Below are 19,579 nucleotides of genomic sequence, written 5' to 3' on the forward strand. Positions count from 1 at the left end.
ACACCCTTGGCGAGCCTGACCTAACCGGCGCGTTTCCGTCCCAGTTCGACCACCTCTGTACCGCCTCCGGGCAGGCTGATCCGCACCGTCGTACCGTCGACGGCGACATCGATGCCCTCGGCAAGCGCCTCCGGCCGGAGCGCGTCGCGGGTCAGCAGGACGGCGTTCACGAGCACCAACGGCTCCCCGTGATGCGGTGCCGTCAGGTACGGCGTCGCCGAGTGCGCGCCGTACGGGTTCACTCCGAGCCCACGATGCACGCCCGCTTCGTCGTACCCGTGCAGGCCGACCACCGCCGACACCAACCCGTCTGCATCCCGTGTGGAGGCGGCCTTTTCACTGACCGTTGCCTCCGGCAAAGAATCGCCCGCGACCGCGAATCCGCCGCTTCGCACCAGCGCTCCGGAAGGACCTTCGACCAGGGCGCACCGGATCTCCCAGCCGCTGTGCACCACCGACGTGATCTCGATCGCCCACGGTCCTTCGTCGCCGAGCCAGGCGTTGTGCCACGAGGACGCCGTACTGCCGTCCACACCGAGCCGCCGGATCCGCCCGCGCCCGCTGGCCAGACCCTCGGGGGAGACCAGCGAGATCAGGTTGTCGACGTGCGGCTCGTGATCCGACAGGTCCGGGCCCGCGTGGTTCGCGTACGCCAGCCGGTTGTAGTGGGCATCGCCCGCCGGCTCCACGCCCTGCGGCTCGGCCACCGGCGCGTGGTCCGCCCCATGGTTCACCAGCTGCACCACCTGGTCGTGACGGCTCGCGTGCACGATCCACCCCGGCTCAGGCATCGCTCGGAGCTGGTCCGCGTCGTCCAGCGGAATCGAGTCCTCCGGGTCCGCCCACACCGGGTGCTCCGGCGGCAGAATCAGCCCGACGAAACCCTTCGAGGCCCAGTACGGCGAACCGGGACCGGAGTACTGCTGCGTCGTCGGCAGGAACGTGTCGTACCACCCGAGCGTCAGGACCCCACGCTCGTCCGGCACCCCGTGCTGCACGAAATGCCGCGCGATCCCAGAGCACAGCCGCCGCGTCTCACCCGGCGTCAACGGTGTCGAGTCGAGGATCGCGCCCATCCAGTACGGCGCCGCGGCCGCCATCCGGTAGGTCAGCGACCGCCCCTGGTAGATCGGTGCACCGTCGTTCCCGACGAGGTGTACGGCGTCCTCGAGGAAGAGCTTGATCCGCTCCTTGTAGAGCTTGAGCCGGTCCTCGTACTGCGCTCCCGGCGTCACGGCGGCCATCCGCGCCCACAGGCCCGGGTACAGGTGCATCGCCCAGCCGATGTAGTTGTCGAAGTTCTGCCCGTCGCCGTCGGAGTACCAGCCGTTGCCGACGTACCAGTCCTCGATCCGGTCGAGGCCGCCGTCGATGTCGTCCTGCGAGTACGGCGCTCCGACCGATGCGAGGAACTGCTCGCTGACGACCTGGAACAGTCGCCAGTTGTTGTCGTGCGTCGTCGACCCGTTGAAGCCGCCGAGCCACTCCGCGACGTGCTCCTGCGCCCGCGTGTCGAGGCGGTCCCAGATCCATTCGCGGGTCTCGTGCAGCGACACCGCGATCGCCGCGGCCTCGACCATCTGCTGCGATCTCGGGGTGAGCCGCAGCCACGCCTCGCGGTGGTCCGGGTTGGCGCCGTTCGCGACGCCCCGCGCGTACCGCTCGATCAGTTCCTCGCAGCCCTTGCCCTGAACGCCGGCGATCCGGAACGCGGCGAGCATGAACGACCGGGCGAATCCCTCCAGCGCGTCGGACGCCGTACCCGACCGGCTCGGCCGGCCCGGGAGCTCGACCAGGGATGCGCCGGGGGAGAAGTACGGAACGAGCGAGTCGAGCAGATGGTCCGCAAGCGCCTCCCAGTGCGCCCGCACCCATCCGGTCTGACGCGACAACTCACGGTCGGTGTCCGGCAGGATCAAGCGGGTCATGCGAGTCTCCCGATTTCGGAGGGGCTGATGGCGTGTTCGAGGGGCAGGCCGGCGGCGAGGCGTTCGAGTTCGCTGACCGCGAGCTCGCCGAGGCGGGCGATCTCGTTGCCGACCGCACCGGCGACGTGCGGGGTGACGAAGACGTTCGGCAGGTCGAGCAGCGGCGAGTCCGGCGGCAGCGGCTCGGGGTCGGTGACGTCGAGGATCGCGTCGATCCGGCCGGTCACGCATTCGCGGATCAGCGCCTCGGAATCGATGATCTTGCCGCGGGCCGTGTTGATCAGCGAGGAGCCGTCCTTCAGCAACGCGAGCAGCCGCGCGTCCACCAGGCCGACCGTCTCCGGGAGCAGCGGCGCGTGCACGCTGAGGATGTCACTGCGGCGGAAGAGCGTGTCGTTGTCGACCAGCTCCGCGTCGAGCGCCGCGGCCTCGTCCGTGGTCAGGTACGGGTCGCTGATCAGCACTTCGAGGTCGAACCCGCGCAGCCGCTCCGCGACCATCTTCGCGATCCGCGACGCCCCCAGGAGGCCGACCGTCGTACCGTAGCTGCCCGGCATCCCGTGGGGATCGGCCTTGTGCCGCTCCAGCCGGTACTGCGCCGCGAGCCGGAAGGCCCGCTTCCCGGCCAGCACGATCGCCGCGACCGTGAACTCGGCGACCGGCTGCGCGTTCGCCGTGGCCGCCGACGAGACCTGGATCCCGCGGTCGAACGCCGCCGGATCGACGATCGCCTTGACCGAGCCGGCCGCGTGCAGGATCGCCTGCAGCTTCGGCGCCGCCTCCAGAACGTCCGGCCCGATCCGCGGGCAGCCCCACCCGGTGAGCAGTACGTCGACGTCCGGGAGAGCCGCCCGTACGGCGGGATCCGCGAGAAAACTGGACCCGGGTCCGACCGGCAGCACAGTGGCGACCGCCTCGAGGCGCTGCCGGACCCGCGGTACGAGGACGCGGTCCCGGCTGGCGTCGTTCATCGCCAGCATGACGGTCAGGGCGGAGTTCGGCTCAGGGCTCACGACGATAACCTAGCAAGCGCTTTCCGCCGCTGTCTCGCCGACCGCCGAGTCTTGGAACATCCTGAATCTTTCCGGCAACTTCCCCAGGCTCGGAATTACTCCGCGACATCGCGGCGTTGGGAAAGGTAGAACTGCCTGTCAGTCTGTTGGAAGAAGTTGCGAAGGAGACGACGATGCTGCGACCGGACGACCTCTACGAGATCGTCGACGAGTCGGTGGCGACCGGCCCGGCGGCGACGCCGAAGGTCCTGGTGCACTCGCTGGACGGGTTCATGGACGCCGGCCAGGCCGGCCGCGTGACCGCGGACCACCTGCTCGAGGTGCTGGACCACCGGCTGCTCGCGCGATTCGACGTCGACCTGCTGCACGACTACCGGGCCCGGCGGCCCGAGGTGACGTTCGCCGAGGACCGGTTCACCGACTACACCCCGCCGCACCTCAGCCTGCACCTGGTGACCGACGACGCGGGCGTCGACTTCCTGCTGCTCGAGGGCGCGGAGCCGGACAACCACTGGGACCGGTTCGCCGGGGCGATCCGGCAGCTCAACGAGCTCTACAACGTGACGCTCACGGTCGGTGTGCACGGCATTCCGATGGGTGTTCCGCACACGCGGCCGCTCGGCCTGACGGCGCACGCGACGCGGCCCGAGCTGGTCACCCGCTCGAACATCTGGGACGGCGAGATGCTGCTGCCCGCGAGCGCCGGGACGATGCTCCAGGTCCGTCTCGGCGAGGCGGGCAAGGACGCGATGGGCTTCGCCGTCCACGTGCCGCACTACCTGGCCGAGAACCGCTTCCCGGGCGCCGCACTGGCCCTCGTCCACGCGATCTCGGCCGCGACCGGCCTGCTCCTCCCTAGCAAGGCCCTGCTCGACGAAGCCGCCGTCACCGGCCGGCTGGTCGACGAGCAGGTCGAGGCTTCCGAGGACGCCAGCGCAGTCGTCAAGGCACTCGAAACCCAGTACGACGCCGCCGAAGGCTCCCTCACCCGCAAGAGTCTCCTCGCCGACTCCACTCCGTCGGCCGACGAACTAGGCGCGGAAGTAGAACAGTTCCTCGCCGAACTCAACCGCGAAGACAACGACTAACTTTCCGCACCGCCGCCCCCCGCACCGTCACGCCAACGCCCCGCAGTCGCCCCGCAGCACCCTGATTTGCCTGGCAGACCCATCAATTTGCCTGGTGGACCCATCAAGTGAGGGGTTTGTGACCCTTAGCCAGGGTCAGGAACCCCCCATTTGATGGGTCTGCCAGGCAAATGGGGACGGGGCGTTGGGCGCACGTGACGGTTTGCACAGTGGGTACGGCGTTGCGCGGCGGGCGGGGCTGTCAGGATGAGGCATGCCTGAGTCGCTGGAGGATCTGGTCGAGCTGCTCGACCTGGAGATGATCGACGTCGACCTGTTCCGCGGCCGTCAGCCGCAGACCTCGATGCAACGGGTGTTCGGCGGTCAGGTGCTAGGACAAGCGCTGGCCGCCGCGAGCCGAACGGTCGACCCGGAGCGGGTGGTGCACTCGTTGCACGGCTACTTCCTGCGCGCCGGCGACACGTCCGTGCCGATCGTGTACCGCCCGGAGCCGACCCGCGACGGCGGGTCGTTCAGCAGCCGTCGAGTTGTGGCGTCGCAGAACGGCAAGCCGATCTTCTACATGTCCGCGTCCTTCCAGCGACCCGAAGCCGGTCTGGATCACCAGGATCCGATGCCGGACGACGCCGTACCGCCGGAGGAGGCACCGCGACTGGCGACCGTCCTCGAGGCGCGGTCCGGCCGGTCGGCGGCCGACTGGGACAAGGAGTGGGCGGCGCTCGACGTACGCCTGGCCGGAGTCACCGGCCGGCAGTTCTGGATCAGGGCCGCCGGCAAGCTGCCCGACGATCCAGCGCTGCACGCGTGTGTGCTGGCCTACGCCAGCGACCTGACGCTGCTCGGCGCCAGCCTGCTCCCGCACGGCATCGTCATCGGTGACCGCCGCATCCAGCCGGCTTCGCTCGATCACGCCCTCTGGTTCCACCGGCCGTTCCGCGCCGACGAGTGGCTGCTGTACGACCAGTCGTCGCCGTCCGCCTCCGGAGCCCGCGGTTTCGCGACCGGCCGCCTCTACAACGAGGCAGGCAGCCTCGTCGCATCCGTTGCCCAAGAAGGTCTCATCCGCCCCGTCGGCCTGGACCTCGAGAGCTAGCCGCGGCTTATCGGGCCTGTACGGCGCGGGCGACGGCGTCGGCCACCCGATCGGCGTCGGGGATGGGCAGGCCGGTGGCGATGCGGATGGCAGGTGGACCGGGTTTCGTCCAACTGGCGCTCGCACCGGCGACGGCGATGCCGTGTGATGCGAGAACGAGGAGTGCCTCGTGTTCGCTGCGGACCGGCACCCAGATCGCCAGGCCGTCGACGCCGGTCGCCTGGACACCCCGTGCGGCCAGCAGTTCCGTGAGATGGTCACGGCGTTCCCGGTACGTCGTACGCGCGGCGGCGATCGCGGTCTTCGACAGCTCGTCGTCGAGTAGCCACGCGAGCGCGTTCTGCAGCATGCGGCTCGTCCAGCCTGATCCGAACTGCCGGTAGACGCGGACCCGCTCGATCGGCTCGGCGGCGCCGGCCATCACGGCGAGACGGAGATCGGGGGAGTGCGACTTGGAGTAGCTCCGCACCAGCACGCTCTGATCCGGCAGCACTTCGCCCACACCGTGGTACTCGAACGAGCTCAGCTCGCCGAGCCCGTCGTCCTCGATCACGAGGGTGTCGGTGCCGGCGAGCAACGCCGCCAGCTCGTCGCGGCGCGATGGCGTCACCGAGGCGCCGAAATGTGAGCTGCTCCGCGGCTCGTAGATGAACGCGACCGGATCGTGCTGGAGCGCCGCTCGCAGCGATGCCGGGACCGGCCCCTCCGCATCGGCCGCGACCGGCACGGGCCGCGCGCCGACGTTGTCGAGGATGTCCAGCAGTCGAGGAGTGGCGGGCTCTTCGATCGCCACGTGTTCGCCGGGGACAACCGTCGTACGCATGAGCAGGAGGAGACCCTCGTAGCCGCCGTTCACGCACATCCAGTTCTCGGTCTCGAAGGGCCACGTCCGGGCAGCGGCAGCGTGGAGCGGCCCGCTGATCGAGACCACCTCGTAGGAGTGTAGGTCGGGGTCGCGAAGGGCATGGACGAACGCGCCCGCCATGTCCGGCAGCAGGGCCGGATCCGGGATCGCGCGGGTGAGGTTGAGGGTCTGGTCCGGCCAGAGACGGGAGATGTTCTCGTAGCGGGTCGGCCGGGGAACCGCGAGTCCGCCGAGCACCCAGGTGCCCTGCCGTCCGCCTCCGGCGACGACGCGTTGCTTGCGCAGGGTCGCCCAGGCCGCGGACACGGTCGCCGGGCTGACGTCCAGCCGGGGAGCGAGCGCGCGTACGGTCGGAAGACGGGTCTGCGGCTCGAGCTCACCGTGCCGGACCAGCCGGGAGATCGCCGCCGCGATCCCCGCCGCGCTGGGTTCGGTGATCTGCTCGGCGAGCCAGGCCGACGACACCGCCGGACCGTCCTGCGGTGGAACGTCTTCGGCCATGCCTTCCCCCAGTTTTTGATCAGTAACATTTCAATGCATTGTTCGGGCGATCGCGCTGAACATAGGCTACCGAACAATCGAGCTCGCGACAGCGACGTCGCGCATCCGACCCGGACCCCACGAGAGCGTCCCGGCATCGAAGGAACGAACCGCGTGAAGCTTCACCTCGGCGTACGCCACTGGGACCATGTGATCCCGTTGGCCCTCGGCGACGTCCCCGGCCCGGCCGTCACCCGGCTGGAGGCGACGCCGGATCTGTGGGGCTCACCCGAGTACGACGGTGGCGAGACCTCGTTCAGTCGCTACGTCCGCGCCCGTGCGGCCGGGGACGACCGGGTGGTCGCGCTGCCGATCTTCCTGATGCGCGGCTTCCGGCATCGCTGCATCATCGTGCGGCGGGACGCGACGGCCGAGACGGCGGCGGACCTGAAGGGCGGCCGGATCGGCCTGACCGGCTGGCCGGACAGCGGCAACACCTGGACCCGTGCGATCCTCGCCGAGGCCGGCGTCGGCATCCATGACGCCGAGTGGCAGGTCGGCCCGCTGACCGCGGCCCACCCGGTCGTGGACCGCATCGGGGGAGTTGCTGTCGGCAACAACATCCGTCACACCGCCGACGGCGCCCGGCTCGTGGATCTCCTGCTGGACAAGGAGCTCGACGCCGTGATGACGCCGTTCATGCCACCCGGATTCCATGCCGAGGACTCGCTGTACCGCACGCTGTTCCGTGACACTCGCGCCGAGGAGCGGGAGTACTACGGTCGCCACGGCTACATCCCCGGCATCCACTTGCTTGCCCTGCGCAAGGAAGTGCTGGAGGAGCGGCCGGAGATCGCTCAGCAGCTCATCGACCTGTTCGAGCAGGCGAAGCAGCTCAGCTTCCAGCGCCGGAACAAGCTGATGGACATCACCCCCTGGCACAACGAGGAAATCGGCGTCACCACCAGGACCTTCGGACCGGACTGGATGCCGTACGGCGTCTCCGCCGACCGCCGCATGGTCGCCGCCTTCCAGGACCACCTCGTGGCCCAGGAGTTGCTCGCGCAGCCGGTGCCCGCTGAAGACCTGTTTCCTTACCAGATCGACCCGTTGGAGAAGATCGCATGAGTACGCTGAACGTCTCTGCCGCGCAGTTCGTCGCGAGCATCGACTGGCAGGAGAACCTGGACACGGCGACTCAGCTCATCAAGCAGGCGGACGCCGACGGCGTCGACCTGCTCGTGCTCCCCGAAGGCGTCCTCGCGCGCTTCATCGAGGAGCGTGAGCGCATCCGCGAGCACGCCCAGCCGCTCGACGGCCCGTTCGTCACCGGCCTGCTCAAGGCGACCGAGGGCCTCCAACTCACCGTCGTCGTCGGTATCCACGAGAAGTCCGCCAACGACAAGCCCTACAACACGCTCGTCGTCCTGAAGAACGGCGCCATCACCGGGCTCTACCGCAAACTCCACCTGTACGACGCGTTCAGCCAACTGGAGTCCGACAACGTGACCCCGGCCGACGTCGTCCCCGAACTGATCGACGTCAACGGTTTCAAGGTCGGCCTGATGACCTGCTACGACGTCCGGTTCCCCGAACTGTCCCGCCTCCTCGCCCTCGACGGCGCCGACATACTCGTGCTGCCGGCCGCCTGGGTCAAAGGCCCGCTCAAGGAACACCACTGGCAGACCCTCGTCACCGCCCGCGCGCTCGAGAACACCGTGTACGTCGTCGCGAGTGGTGAATGCGGTCAGCGCAACATCGGCCAGAGCCTCATCGTCGACCCGCTCGGTGTCCCGCTCGCCCAAGCCGCAGAGGAGCCGGCCACCATCACGGCCGTCGTCTCCCGGCAGCGTCTGACCGACGCTCGCCGCCGCCTGCCGGTCCTGATCAACCGGCGCTTCTCCGTCATCCCCACCCCTCGACCGGTCGAAGCCGTCCCCACCAGCTGAAGCCGTAGGAGTAGTCGTGTCCATCCCCCGCAGCACCACTCTCGCCGTACTGGCCGCAAGTCTGCTCGGCGTGACCGCCTGCACCGCAGACCCGGTCGACACCAGCACCAACGCCAACGCGAAGGCGCCTGCCGCCGCGATCCCGCAGCAGCAGGTCGACAAGGCCCTGCACGACCAGCTGCCGGAGAAGATCAAGACCGCCGGCAAGATCGTTGCCGTCAACAACGGCTCGTTCCCGCCGTACGTGATCGTCGGCACCGACAAAGACACGTCCATCGAGGGCGCGACCGCCGATCTGTCCCAGGCGATCAGCCAGCTGCTCGGCATCCGGATCGAGCACACCACCGTGGACGGACTGGCCAGCGTCCTGTCAGGGATGCAGGCGAAGCGGTACGACCTGGATCTCGGCCCGACCGGCGACTTCGTCGAACGGCAGAAGCAGGCGACCTTTATCGACTACGTCCAGGAGTACGTCGTCTTCGCCGTACACAAGGGGAATCCGAAGGGCATCGACGGCCTGGACACCGCGTGCGGCAAGCGGATCGCCGTACAGGCAGCGGGATCCGCGGAGAAGGTCATCAAGGCGCAGTCGGCCAAGTGCGTGGCGTCCGGGAAGCCGGCGGTCGAGGTGCAGTCGTACAAGGACCAGCCGTCGTCGATCCTCGCGGTGCAGTCCAACCGGGCCGACGCGTTCTTCTCCTCGCAGGCGCCGCTGACCTACTTCGTCGCGCAGTCCGGTGGCAAGCTGGAGCTGGCCGGCGTTGGCAAGAGCAACGGTTTCGACGACCTGTTCCAGGGTGCGCTCGTGCCGATCGGGTCGCCGCTGGCCGACGTACTGCTCGCCGCACTCGAGAAACTGCATGCCAACGGCACCTATGACGCGATCATGGCGAAATGGGGGCTGGAGAAGAACAAGCTGGCCAAACCCGGCCTCAACCTCGGGAAGAGCTGACCATGGCAACCACGGTGCAGGACGCTCCGGCCGCCGGCCTGGAGCTCGACGTCCGCAACGCGGCGCATCGCAAACACCCCTGGCGCTGGCTGTCGGCGCTCGTCGTACTGGTGTTCGCCGCGCAGCTGGTCAAGATGCTGATCACCAACGACAACTTCGGCTGGGACGTGGTCTGGAGCTGGTTGCGGGCCGAGTCGATCGCCCGGGGCCTGGGCATCACGCTGATGCTGACGGTCGTCGCCATGGTGATCGGCGTCGTGCTCGGCGTACTCCTCGCGGTCTGCCGGATCTCGGCCAACCCGCTGTTGCGCGGCGCCGCCGGACTGTACATCTGGTTCTTCCGCGGTACGCCGACACTTGTGCAGCTGATCTTCTTCTACAACCTGTCCGCGCTGCTGCCCAAGCTGAACCTCGGCATTCCGTTCGGTCCGGTCTTCGCCAGCGTCGACACGAACACCCTGATCACCCCGTTGCTGGCGGCGATCCTGGGTCTCGGGCTGAACGAGGGCGCCTACATGGCCGAGATCGTCCGCGGCGGTCTGCTCTCGGTCGACCCCGGCCAGCGTGAGGCGGGTCAGGCGCTCGGGATGAAGAACTCCCGGATCATGAAGCGGATCATCCTGCCGCAGGCGATGCGCTTCATCGTGCCGCCGACCGGCAACCAGGTGATCAGCATGGTGAAGGCCACCGCGCTGGTCAGCGTGATCGCACTCTCCGACCTGCTCTACACGGCGCAGTCGATCTACAACCGGACCTTCGAGACGATCCCGATGCTCATCGTGGTCTGCCTCTGGTACCTCGCAGTCACCTCGGTCCTGTACGTCGTCCAGTCGTTCATCGAACGGCACTACAACCGCGGCGCGCGGCATCAGGCTCCCAGCTTCTGGGACTTCCTGCGTATCCGTCCGAAGGGGAGTGCGGCATGAGTACGGCGGTCCTGCAGGCGCGCGGCGTCCGCAAGAGCTTCGGGCACACCGAAGTACTGTCCGGGATCGACCTCGACGTGACGCCGGGCGAGACCGTGGTCGTCCTCGGCCCGTCCGGATCCGGCAAGTCGACCTTCCTGCGGTGCATCAACCTGCTCGAGTCCCTCGACGCCGGCCGCATCACGGTGGACGGCCGTGATGTGGGGTACGACGTACGCAACGGCCGGCTGCACGAGCTGTCGCCGAACGAGATCGCCCGGCGGCGCAAGGACATCGGCATGGTGTTCCAGCAGTTCAACCTGTTCCCGCACATGACCGCGCTGGAGAACATCATCGAGGCGCCGATCGAGGTCCTCGGGGAGGGGCGACGGGAGGCGACCGCGCGGGCCGTCGACCTGCTCGCCGAGGTGGGACTGGCCGGCCGGGAAAAGGCGTACCCGCGCCAGCTCTCCGGCGGTCAGCAGCAACGTGTGGCGATCGCCCGCGCGCTGGCGATGCGGCCGAAGCTGATGCTGTTCGACGAGCCGACGTCGGCGCTCGACCCCGAGCTGGTCGGCGAGGTGCTCGCCACCATGAAGCGTCTCGCCAGCGCCGGTCTCACGATGGTCGTCGTCACCCACGAGATCAGCTTCGCCCGCGAGGCCGCTGATCGGGTCGTCTTCATGGACGCCGGCCAGGTCGTCGAGCAGGGCACGCCGGAGCAGGTGATCGACAATCCACAGCACGAACGAACTCGTGCTTTCCTTTCCCGTTTCCTCTGATACCGTGAAGACATGTTGCAGCGCGCAGTAGTCACGACGACGCCGGACCTCGTCCTGGCGCGCTGACACCTGACTGTCTGACCAAGCCCCGGGGCGAGTGCCCCGGGGCTTTGTCGTGCTCCGTGGGTGACTCGCCTCAACCCATGGAGGAATCTTGTACGACCACCGCAAACTCGGCCGCGAACTCGGCCTGTTCGACTCCGACCCGCTGATCGGCGCGGGCCTGCCCTACTGGTTGCCCGCCGGTGCCGCCGTACGGCACGCGTTGGAGAGCTACGTCGCCGAGGTGGAACGAAGAGCCGGCTACCAGCAGGTCTACTCACCGGTCCTCGGCAAGCGCGAGCTGTACGAGATCTCGGGCCACTGGGCCAAGTACCACGAGGACATGTACCCGCCGATGGATATGGGCGGTGAGCAACTGGTCCTGCGACCCAGCATCTGCCCGCACCACGCGCTGATGTTCCGATCCCGCTCACACAGCTACCGCGAACTCCCACTCCGCTACTCCGAGCTCGGCGGACAGTACCGCGCCGAACTCTCCGGAGCGATCGGCGGCCTGAGTCGGGTCCGCGCGATGCAACTCAACGACGCCCACATCTTCTGCCGCCTCGACCAGGTCGCGGAAGAGGCCTCCGGTGCCTTGAGACTGATCAAGCAGGCGTACGCCGACATGGGCATCAGCGCATCGCGCTACGTCCTCGCGCTGCCTTCGGACGACGCGGAGTTCAACAGCCCGGCCAGCAAGTACGTCGGTGACGCGGCGAGCTGGGCGCAGGCCGTCGAGCTGCTCCGAGAGGTGCTCGAGAACGCGGGCGTCGAGTACGAGGACGCGCCGGGCGACGCGGCGTTCTACGGGCCGAAGATCGACATCCAGCTGGAGGATTCGGCGGGCCGCGAGTTCAGCCTGTCGACCGTCCAGATCGACTTCCACCAGCCGGAGCGGTTCGGGCTCGAGTACATCGGTGCCGACGGCAACAAGCATCGCCCGGTGATGGTGCACCGGGCGATCGTCGGAAGCATCGAGAGGGCGGTTGCTCAGCTGATCGAGGTGCACGGCGGCGCGTTCCCGGCGTGGCTGGCCCCGGTACAGGTCGTCGTACTGCCGATCTCCGACGACGAGGAGAAACTCGCCGCGGAGGTCGCCCGCAGAGCGTCCGATCGCGGTCTCCGGGTCGAGATCGCGCACGCCGACGAGGGCAGTCTGGGAGCCCGGATCCGCGAGAACCGGCTGGCGCCGTACCAGGCCGTCATCGGTTCCCGCGAGGCCGCGGCCGGCCAGCTCGCGGTCCGGGAACGGGACGGCAGGCGGTGGGATGCGGCCCCGATCGGCGAGGTGCTGGATCGGATCCGGTCAGCGGCGGATCCCCAGGCCATCGCAATTGCCGACGGCGGCGAGCTATGAGCGTGAAGGTCGGCCGAGGAGCGCGATTGTGATGGCCTGGCGGTTCAGTTCTCCTGCAGTTGCCCGATCAGGTGGGTCACGTCGTGGCCTTCGTCGTACAGCGCGAAGTCGACCGTCTTGCCCGTCTGCTGGTAACCGAACCCGACCCGGGACGGCAGCAGCAACGGCTTGCGGAAGTCCACGCGGACCGTGAACGCGTCCGGCAACGCGCCGGCCCGCTGGAGCGACGCCAGTGCGGCAGCCTTGGCCCACATCCCGTGCGCGATCTGGCGCGGGAACCCGAACGCTTGAGCGGTCAGCTTGAAGAGGTGGATCGGGTTCCGGTCGCCGGACGCGGCGGCGTACCGGCGGCCGAGGTTGCCGTGCAGGTCCCACCACGCGCTCGGTCTCAGCACCGGGTCGGTCAGCAGATCGGCGTGCGCGCCTTCCGTCCCGGACGAGCGGCTGAGCAGGGTGGTGAGATCGCTCCACACCAGTTCCTTGTCGACGAAGACCTCGCTGATCACGTCGAAGACGGTGCCCTTCGGGTGCGGCCGTTCCGCCGTACTGTGCACGCGGATCGCCGGCTCGGCGTGCAGCGGGATCGGCTGCTTCTGCGTGATCGTGTTGGACAGATGCACGATCCCCATCGGCTTGTACGGGAACGAGGGATCGGACATCAGGTCCAGGTGCAGCGGGAACGCCAGAACATGTGGGTACGTCGGCGGCAGCGCGGGACCCGCCGCGAAGCCGGTCACCTCGCGATACGCGGTCAAGTGATCCTGGTCGATCGCCGACCGGGGCAGCTCGAGCGTCAGCCCGTCCGCGTCCGGCTCGTAGTCGGCCCGTCGGAGCGTGGCCCGGACGGTGCGCGCGTAGAGCGAGCCGAGCCCGGGGGAGTCGTCGTACCGTCGGGTCGGCATCTCAGGCGCCCATCATGCTCTGGCCGCAGACCCGCACCACGTTGCCGGTCACGCCGGCGGAGGCCGGATCCGCGAACCAGGCGATGGTCTCGGCCACGTCGATCGGCAGACCACCCTGCTGCAGTGAGTTGATCCGCCGCCCGACCTCGCGGATCGCAAACGGGATCTTCGCGGTCATCTCGGTCTCGATGAACCCGGGCGCGACCGCGTTGATCCGGATCTGCCGCTCGGCCAGCGCGGGAGCCAACGCCTGTACGAGACCGATCACGCCGGCCTTCGAGGTCGCGTAGTTCGTCTGGCCGTTGTTGCCGGCGATCCCGGCCATCGACGACACCCCGATGATCGAGCCGCCGTCGTGGAGCGCCCCGGATTCGACCAGGTGCTTGGTGATCCGCTCCGGCGCGCGCAGGTTCACGTCGAGTACGGCGTCCCACGCGTCGGTGCGCATGTTGACGAGCCGCCGGTCGCGGGTGATGCCCGCGTTGTGGACGACGATGTCGAGCCCACCGTGCTGCTCCTGCGCGTGCGCCGCGATCCGCTGCGCCGCGTCGACCGCGGTGACGTCGAGGAGGAGCTCGGTCCCGCCGATCTTGGAGATCACCTTGCGCAGCGGGTCCGCGTTCTGCGGTACGTCGACGCCGATGATCGTCGCGCCGTCGCGGGCCAGCGTGTCCGCGATCGAGGCTCCGATACCACGGGCCGCTCCGGTCACCAGCGCCGTACGGCCGGCGAGCGGACGGCTCGGGTCGTTGCTGACCAGCGGTCCGGTCCCGATCCGGGCGACCTGGCCGTCGACGTACGCCGACTTGGGGGAGAGGAAGAAGCGGAGCGTCGAGTCGAGTTGCTCGTGCGCATCCGGAGCGACGTACACGAGGTTGACCGTGGCGCCGCGCTTCACCTCCTTGCCGAGGCTTCGCGTGAAGCCCTCGAGGGCACGCTGCGCGATGTGCTGCTCGGGGGAGCTCGCGAGTTCCGGCGTACGGCCGACGACGATGACGCGACCGGCCGGGGCGAGCTGGCGGACGACGGGGGAGAAGAAGCGCTGCAGGCTGGTCAGGTCCGCGGTCGAGGTGGCACCGGTCGCGTCGAAGACGATCGCCTTCGGCCGGATCGTGCTCGACGCGACGCCCTCGGTGACGGTGCTGAACGAGGCGCCGATGTCGCGGAGCAGCGCCTGGATCGCCTTACCGGCGTCGGTCTCGCCGATCGCGCCGAAGACGACCGGCCCGTCGATCACCGGCGAGCCCTCGGTCCAGCGGGGCAGCGGCGCCGGGTCGGGCAGACCCAGGTTCTTCACCAGCGTCTTGCCGAGCGGCGTCCGGGTGAAGGTCTGGTAGCGATCCGTCATCTCAGCTCCTACTTCTCGAGGATGGCGACGACACCCTGGCCGCCCGCGGCGCAGATCGAGATCAGGCCCCGCCCGCCACCGTTCTCGTCCAGTTGCTTGGCCAGCGCGGCAACGATCCGCCCGCCGGTCGCCGCGAACGGGTGACCCGCGGCGAGCGAGCTGCCGTTCACGTTCAGCTTGTCCCGGTCGATCTCCCCGAGCGGCGCGTCCAGGCCGAGCCGCTCCTTGCAGAAGATCGGATCCTCCCACGCCTTCAGGGTGGACAGCACCTGGGACGCGAACGCCTCGTGGATCTCGTAGTAGTCGAAGTCCTGGAGGGTCAGCCCGGCGCGCGCCAGCATGCGCGGTACGGCGTACGCGGGGGCCATCAGGAGGCCCTCGGCGCCCTTCACGTAGTCGACCGCGGCGGTCTGGGAGTGGGTCAGGTACGCGAGTGGCCGCAGTCCGTGCTCCTGCGCCCACTCGTCGGTGCTTAGAAGGACGGCCGACGCGCCGTCGGTCAGCGGCGTCGAGTTGCCGGCCGTCATCGTCGCGGTCTCGCCCTTGCCGTACACGGTCCGGAGCTTGGCGAGCTTCTCGAGCGTGGTGTCGGGACGCAGGTTCTGGTCCTTCTCCAGGCCCAGGTACGGCGTGATGAGGTCGTTCTGGAAACCACGGTCGTACGACTTCGCGAGGTTGATATGGGAGTTGTACGCGAGCTCGTCCTGCGCCTCCCGGGTGATGCCCCACTCGAGCGCGGTCAGCGCGGCATGGTCGCCCATCGACTTGCCGGTGCGCGGCTCGGCGTTGCGCGGGATCTCCGGTACGACGTCCTTCGGGCGGACGCGGGCGAGGACCTTCAAGCGGTCCGGGTACGTCTTGGCGCGGTTGAGGTCGAGGAGAATGTTGCGCAGGCGGTCGTTGACCGAGATCGGGGCGTCGGACGCGGTGTCGACACCACCCGCGATGCCCGCGTCGATCTGGCCGAGGGCGATCTTGTTGCCGACCAGGATGGCCGCCTCGAGACCGGTGCCGCAGGCCTGCTGGATGTCGTACGCCGGGGTGGTCGGGGCGAGCTTGGACCCGAGGACCACCTCTCGCGCCATGTTCCAGTCGCGGGCATGCTTGAGGACGGCTCCGGCGACCACCTCACCGACCTCCTGACCACCGAGGCCGGTGCGGTCGACGAGACCGTTCAGGGCGGCGGTGAGCATGTCGGAGTTGGAGGCGTGACGGTAGGTCTTGTCCTGCCGGGCAAACGGAATCCGGTTGCCGGCGACCACGGCCACCTTGCGCGGTTCGGTCACGATATGTCTCCTGCTCTAGCGGAGCGGGTCTTCTTGGTTGTCAGGGCTTTCTGTCCCACCGCGGTGGCGAGTGTCGCGGTGATCGCGGTCGACCGGACGGTGCCGACATCGGCATGATGCACCACCGGGTGGCCCGGTTGGCTGCCCGACACGATCAGCCCGACCCTTGCCATGTGCAACGATCCGAGCGTCTGCGTGTAGAGATGGTTCGCCAGGTACGCCGTGTCGACCTCGTCGAACACGCCCGCACGCTGACCGGCTTCGAGGATCACCGCGATACGGCCCAGTGGTGCGGCCATCGCCGTACCCAGTTTGACCATTACCGGCTCGGTGATCTCGCCGAACAACTCCTCGCCGGTCCTTCTGAGCAGGCTCATCGCACAGTCGGTGAAGGCGGGGTACTCCAGGCAGAAGTCGACGAACGTCTCGCTGAGGGCCTTGAGCCGGTTGAGGGGCGCTCTTCGTGGACCGTCGTTTTGTTGCAGCCGTTCGTCGAGCTCTTGGAGGTAGTTGACCAGGGTGAGCGCGAACAGCTCTTCCTTGCCGGCGAAGTGCCGATAGATCAGGGCCTTGTTGATCCCGACCCGCTTGGCGATATCGTCGATCTGGGCGTCGATCGTGCCGCGCTCGTCGAAGAGCTCGCGGGTGGCGCGGATGATGTCCCGCTCGCGGTCGCGCCGACGTTCCGCCGTGGTGCGGCGGCGTCCGATCGCGAGCAGCGCGGAGCTCATGAATTGATCTTAGCCACAATGGTACCCGTTGGTGCAAACGACAGTTACACTCGTCGGTAACATTGGACCCGGTTCTGTGAGGAAGTTGATGAGCGACCCTGTTGTCTCCGCAGACGTGATGTCTCTGGCCGGTGAGCTCGGCGCCGAGCGCTCGAAGCCGGACTGGAGCACCTTCTCGCTGGCGATCAACGACGACCAGCGCGAGATCCGGGACTGGGCGCACACGTTCGCCGCCGACGTCATCCGGCCCGCCGCGGCCGAGTGGGACGAGCGCGAGCAGACGCCCTGGCCGATCATCCAGGAAGCCGCGAAGGTCGGCATCTACGGCCTCGACATGAACATCAACCTGTTCGTCGACCCGACCGGTCTGCTGATGCCGCTCGTCCACGAGGAACTGTTCTGGGGCGACGCCGGCATCGCGATGTCGCTGAAGGGCACCGGCCTCGCATCGTCCGCGATCTTCTCCAACGGCACACCGGAGCAGTGGAGCCAGTGGATGGGGCGGTGCTACGGCACGCCGGACGACGTACGGGTTGCCGCGTTCTGCTCGTCCGAGCCCGGTGCCGGGTCCGACGTGTCCGCGATCCGTACGCGGGCTGTCTTCGACGAGCGCACGTCCGAGTGGGTCATCAACGGGCAGAAGGCGTGGGCGACGAACGGCGGGATCGCTGACATCCACGTCGTCGTCGCGACCGTCGACCCGTCCCTCGGTACGAAGGGTCAGGCGGCCTTCGTCGTACCGAAGTCGGAGGTTCGCGGCCTGGAGCAGGGCACCAAGCTCCGCAAGCACGGCCTGCGTGCCTCCCACACCGCAGACGTCTTCTTCGACAACGTCCGCATCCCCGCCGAGAACGTCCTCGGCGGCAAGGAAAAGCTCGACGCCCGCATCGCCCGAGCCCACGAAGCCGCCTCTAATGGGACTACTGGATCTGGCTCCGCTTCTGGTTCGGCGGGCCGCAACGCCTCGATGGCCACCTTCGAAATGACCCGCCACATCGTCGGCGCCCAAGCCATCGGCATCGCCCGCGCCGCCTACGAGGTGGCCCTCGACTACGCCAAGACCCGCGAACAGTTCGGCCGCCCGATCATCGACAACCAGGGCATCGCCTTCAAACTCGCCGACATGGCCCTGGAGATCGACGCCGCAAGGCTCCTGGTCTGGCGAGCCGCCAACATGTCCGCCGCCCTCATGCGCGGCGAAACCCCCGACTACCGCCACGGCGAAGGCTCCATGGCCAAGCTGAAGGCCGGCGAGGTCGCCGTCAAGGTCACCGAAGAAGCCATCCAAATCCTCGGCGGCAACGGCTACACCCGCGAATACCCCGTAGAACGAATGCACCGAGACGCCAAGATCTACACCATCTTCGAAGGCACCTCCGAAATCCAGCGCCTGGTCATCGCCCGAGCCATCTCCGGCATGCGCATCCGCTGACGTTTCCGCAGGTCAGAGGCCGATTCCAGGCTCATCGGTATAGGTTCCGCCGTCGGGCTCCCAAGGGGCAGTGGGGGAGCGGTCGGCGGCCTGTTCCGTGACAGTTCCGTGGGAGAAAGTGGAGAAGAGTCGGGCCAGTCGGGCGTCCACCGCCTTCCGCGCTCGCTCGTGCGAGGACGGAAGCATGTGGGTGTACAGCCGGAGAGTGAAGCCTGGGTCTCCGTGACCTAGGTACTCGGCGAGTTCCTTGATGTTGACGCCGTCGGCCAGAGTGATGCTCGCGTAGTAGTGGCGCAGCGCGTGCATGCCGGTGTCGCGGCTGGTCGTGTATTGCCGACGTCCGCGAGCGTCCTTCCCCGGCATTGGAATCATGCCCGCCTGGGCGAGCGCCGCTTTCCAGACAAGGTCGTCGTAGGTGCGAGCCAGGATGTGCTTGTCGTCCGTCCATCGGAACAGAAGTTTCACCGCGAGAGGCTTTCCGTCGAGCCTTTCCCACGGCAGGGTGTACGGCCGAGGCTTCGTTGCTTCGATGTGCTCTCGGAGTGTCCGTGCGGTTCCTTCGGACATCGGCACCGTTCGCTCGGCGTCGTTCTTCGGCAGCGCGAACACGAAGGCCCTACCTAGCTTCTTCACCTGTCGCCGTACATGGATGACCATCGCGTCGAAGTCGATATCCTCCTCGGCAAGCCCGAAGAGCTCGCCTTGACGCAATCCACATGCCGCGCCGACGGACGCGATCGGCCGATACAGGGGTGGATGGCATTCGACGATCCGGAACACGGTCTCATCGCTCCACGCGACGACCCTCCCGGCCTTCTCGGCCGGGACTTTCACGCCTCGGGCCTTGGCCGGGTTCCGCTTGATCGCCTCGTCGTCGACCGCGAGTTCCAACGTCCCGTGCAGGACAAGGAATGCGGTGCGAGCCGTCGACGACCCGAATCGCGCACCAAGGTCAGCGATCCAGGCAGCAATCTCCGACGGCTTGATACTGCTCAACTGCCGCTTCCCGAAGACCGGCGCAACATGCGCCGCAACGACGACTCATACCTGATCGCGCTTGCCGGATCCACCACCCGCGACTTCAGCCACCGGTCGGCAACCACCTCGAACGGCACCTTGCCGGCATTCGGATCGATGTACTCCCCACGCGCGCCATCTGTCTCCATAGCCGCCCCATGCCGCTCGGCAGCCACCTTGGTGCTGAACACCTTCGTCCGCTCGTTCCCCCCGGATCCAGCCAGCCTGCCATCCACCGTTTCCCGCGCCCCCACCTCTTGCTCCGCTCCCGCACGACCGTGCCATCGGCCTGCTTCACCGGATGAGTCCACAGATCCTTCGCGTAAGCCATCGCCCTTGCACCTTTCAGTCGACAGGTCAAACCTTCAGGTTCAACGTCTGAGCTGTCGCCGAATCGGGGCCTGGC

General features: G+C 68.1%; 18 protein-coding genes. 9 read left to right on the plus strand and 9 right to left on the minus strand.

Translation table 11 applies throughout. The features are described 5' to 3' along the window. Window positions 1-20: 20 nt before the first annotated feature. Both EV647_RS32395 and EV647_RS32400 read right to left on the minus strand, forming a co-directional pair. The gene (locus tag EV647_RS32395) at window positions 21-1,928 is read right to left on the minus strand and encodes a DUF2264 domain-containing protein (protein ID WP_134009754.1); all 1,908 of its coding nucleotides are present in this window, start codon (window positions 1,926-1,928) and stop codon (window positions 21-23) included. Continuing rightward, the gene (locus EV647_RS32400; RefSeq protein WP_238177497.1) at window positions 1,925-2,941 is read right to left on the minus strand and encodes a hydroxyacid dehydrogenase; all 1,017 of its coding nucleotides are present in this window, start codon (window positions 2,939-2,941) and stop codon (window positions 1,925-1,927) included. Before EV647_RS32400 ends, EV647_RS32395 begins: the two co-directional genes overlap by 4 nt. A 173-nt stretch (window positions 2,942-3,114) precedes the next feature. On the opposite strand from EV647_RS32400, the gene EV647_RS32405 reads away from it, so the two are divergent. Both EV647_RS32405 and EV647_RS32410 read left to right on the plus strand, forming a co-directional pair. Beyond that, window positions 3,115-4,029, plus strand: coding sequence for a proteasome assembly chaperone family protein (locus EV647_RS32405; protein ID WP_133788382.1), 915 nt, complete (start codon window positions 3,115-3,117; stop codon window positions 4,027-4,029). Window positions 4,030-4,282: 253 nt separating this feature from the next. Further along, a complete protein-coding gene (locus EV647_RS32410) occupies window positions 4,283-5,122 on the plus strand; it encodes an acyl-CoA thioesterase II (RefSeq protein ID WP_134009756.1) in 840 nt (279 codons plus the stop codon). A gap of 7 nt (window positions 5,123-5,129) precedes the next feature. Here EV647_RS32410 and EV647_RS32415 read toward each other — a convergent pair whose 3' ends face one another. Beyond that, window positions 5,130-6,488 carry an aminotransferase class I/II-fold pyridoxal phosphate-dependent enzyme gene (locus tag EV647_RS32415; RefSeq protein ID WP_134009758.1) on the minus strand — a complete coding sequence of 453 codons (1,359 nt, stop codon included), beginning with the start codon at window positions 6,486-6,488 and terminating at the stop codon, window positions 5,130-5,132. A gap of 153 nt (window positions 6,489-6,641) precedes the next feature. On the opposite strand from EV647_RS32415, the gene EV647_RS32420 reads away from it, so the two are divergent. The 6 genes from EV647_RS32420 (at window position 6,642) to thrS (ending at window position 12,457) form a co-directional block, all read left to right on the plus strand. Further along, a complete protein-coding gene (locus EV647_RS32420) occupies window positions 6,642-7,595 on the plus strand; it encodes a hypothetical protein (protein WP_134009760.1) in 954 nt (317 codons plus the stop codon). After that, window positions 7,592-8,416, plus strand: coding sequence for a deaminated glutathione amidase (locus tag EV647_RS32425; protein WP_202876374.1), 825 nt, complete (start codon window positions 7,592-7,594; stop codon window positions 8,414-8,416). The genes EV647_RS32420 and EV647_RS32425 overlap by 4 nt, the downstream gene beginning before the upstream one ends. A 16-nt stretch (window positions 8,417-8,432) precedes the next feature. Beyond that, window positions 8,433-9,368: an ABC transporter substrate-binding protein gene (locus EV647_RS32430; RefSeq protein ID WP_134009762.1), complete on the plus strand. Its 936-nt coding sequence runs from the start codon at window positions 8,433-8,435 to the stop codon at window positions 9,366-9,368. 2 nt (window positions 9,369-9,370) lie between these two features. Continuing rightward, complete coding sequence (locus tag EV647_RS32435; RefSeq protein ID WP_134009764.1) at window positions 9,371-10,294, plus strand: amino acid ABC transporter permease; 924 nt, start codon at window positions 9,371-9,373, stop codon at window positions 10,292-10,294. Then, complete coding sequence (locus EV647_RS32440; RefSeq protein ID WP_134009766.1) at window positions 10,291-11,055, plus strand: amino acid ABC transporter ATP-binding protein; 765 nt, start codon at window positions 10,291-10,293, stop codon at window positions 11,053-11,055. Before EV647_RS32435 ends, EV647_RS32440 begins: the two co-directional genes overlap by 4 nt. Window positions 11,056-11,209: 154 nt before the next feature. Next, window positions 11,210-12,457 carry a threonine--tRNA ligase gene (thrS, locus tag EV647_RS32445; RefSeq protein WP_134009768.1) on the plus strand — a complete coding sequence of 416 codons (1,248 nt, stop codon included), beginning with the start codon at window positions 11,210-11,212 and terminating at the stop codon, window positions 12,455-12,457. Window positions 12,458-12,501: 44 nt separating this feature from the next. Here the strand turns inward: thrS and EV647_RS32450 are convergent, their stop codons facing one another. The 4 genes from EV647_RS32450 to EV647_RS32465 are packed head-to-tail and all read right to left on the minus strand — an operon-like array spanning window position 12,502 to window position 16,724. Continuing rightward, window positions 12,502-13,359 (minus strand): MaoC/PaaZ C-terminal domain-containing protein, encoded by an 858-nt coding sequence (locus tag EV647_RS32450; RefSeq protein ID WP_134009770.1) that lies wholly within the window; start codon window positions 13,357-13,359, stop codon window positions 12,502-12,504. Window position 13,360: 1 nt separating this feature from the next. Next, a complete protein-coding gene (locus tag EV647_RS32455) occupies window positions 13,361-14,707 on the minus strand; it encodes a 3-oxoacyl-ACP reductase (protein WP_134009772.1) in 1,347 nt (448 codons plus the stop codon). Window positions 14,708-14,715: 8 nt separating this feature from the next. Continuing rightward, the gene (locus EV647_RS32460; RefSeq protein WP_134009774.1) at window positions 14,716-15,993 is read right to left on the minus strand and encodes an acetyl-CoA C-acetyltransferase; all 1,278 of its coding nucleotides are present in this window, start codon (window positions 15,991-15,993) and stop codon (window positions 14,716-14,718) included. Continuing rightward, window positions 15,990-16,724: a TetR/AcrR family transcriptional regulator gene (locus tag EV647_RS32465; protein ID WP_134009776.1), complete on the minus strand. Its 735-nt coding sequence runs from the start codon at window positions 16,722-16,724 to the stop codon at window positions 15,990-15,992. The genes EV647_RS32460 and EV647_RS32465 overlap by 4 nt, the downstream gene beginning before the upstream one ends. A gap of 88 nt (window positions 16,725-16,812) precedes the next feature. Between EV647_RS32465 and EV647_RS32470 the strand changes: the two genes are divergently transcribed. Continuing rightward, window positions 16,813-18,156 (plus strand): acyl-CoA dehydrogenase family protein, encoded by a 1,344-nt coding sequence (locus EV647_RS32470; RefSeq protein ID WP_238177498.1) that lies wholly within the window; start codon window positions 16,813-16,815, stop codon window positions 18,154-18,156. Between the two features lie 12 nt (window positions 18,157-18,168). Here EV647_RS32470 and EV647_RS32475 read toward each other — a convergent pair whose 3' ends face one another. Both EV647_RS32475 and EV647_RS32480 read right to left on the minus strand, forming a co-directional pair. Then, window positions 18,169-19,047: a site-specific integrase gene (locus EV647_RS32475; protein ID WP_166680478.1), complete on the minus strand. Its 879-nt coding sequence runs from the start codon at window positions 19,045-19,047 to the stop codon at window positions 18,169-18,171. A gap of 101 nt (window positions 19,048-19,148) precedes the next feature. Beyond that, entirely contained in the window at window positions 19,149-19,364 is a 216-nt protein-coding gene (locus EV647_RS32480) for a hypothetical protein (RefSeq protein ID WP_134009780.1), read from the minus strand. Window positions 19,365-19,579: the final 215 nt, after the last annotated feature.

It is taken from the genome of Kribbella sp. VKM Ac-2566, assembly GCF_004366005.1.
Taxonomy (GTDB): Bacteria; Actinomycetota; Actinomycetes; order Propionibacteriales; family Kribbellaceae; genus Kribbella; species Kribbella pratensis.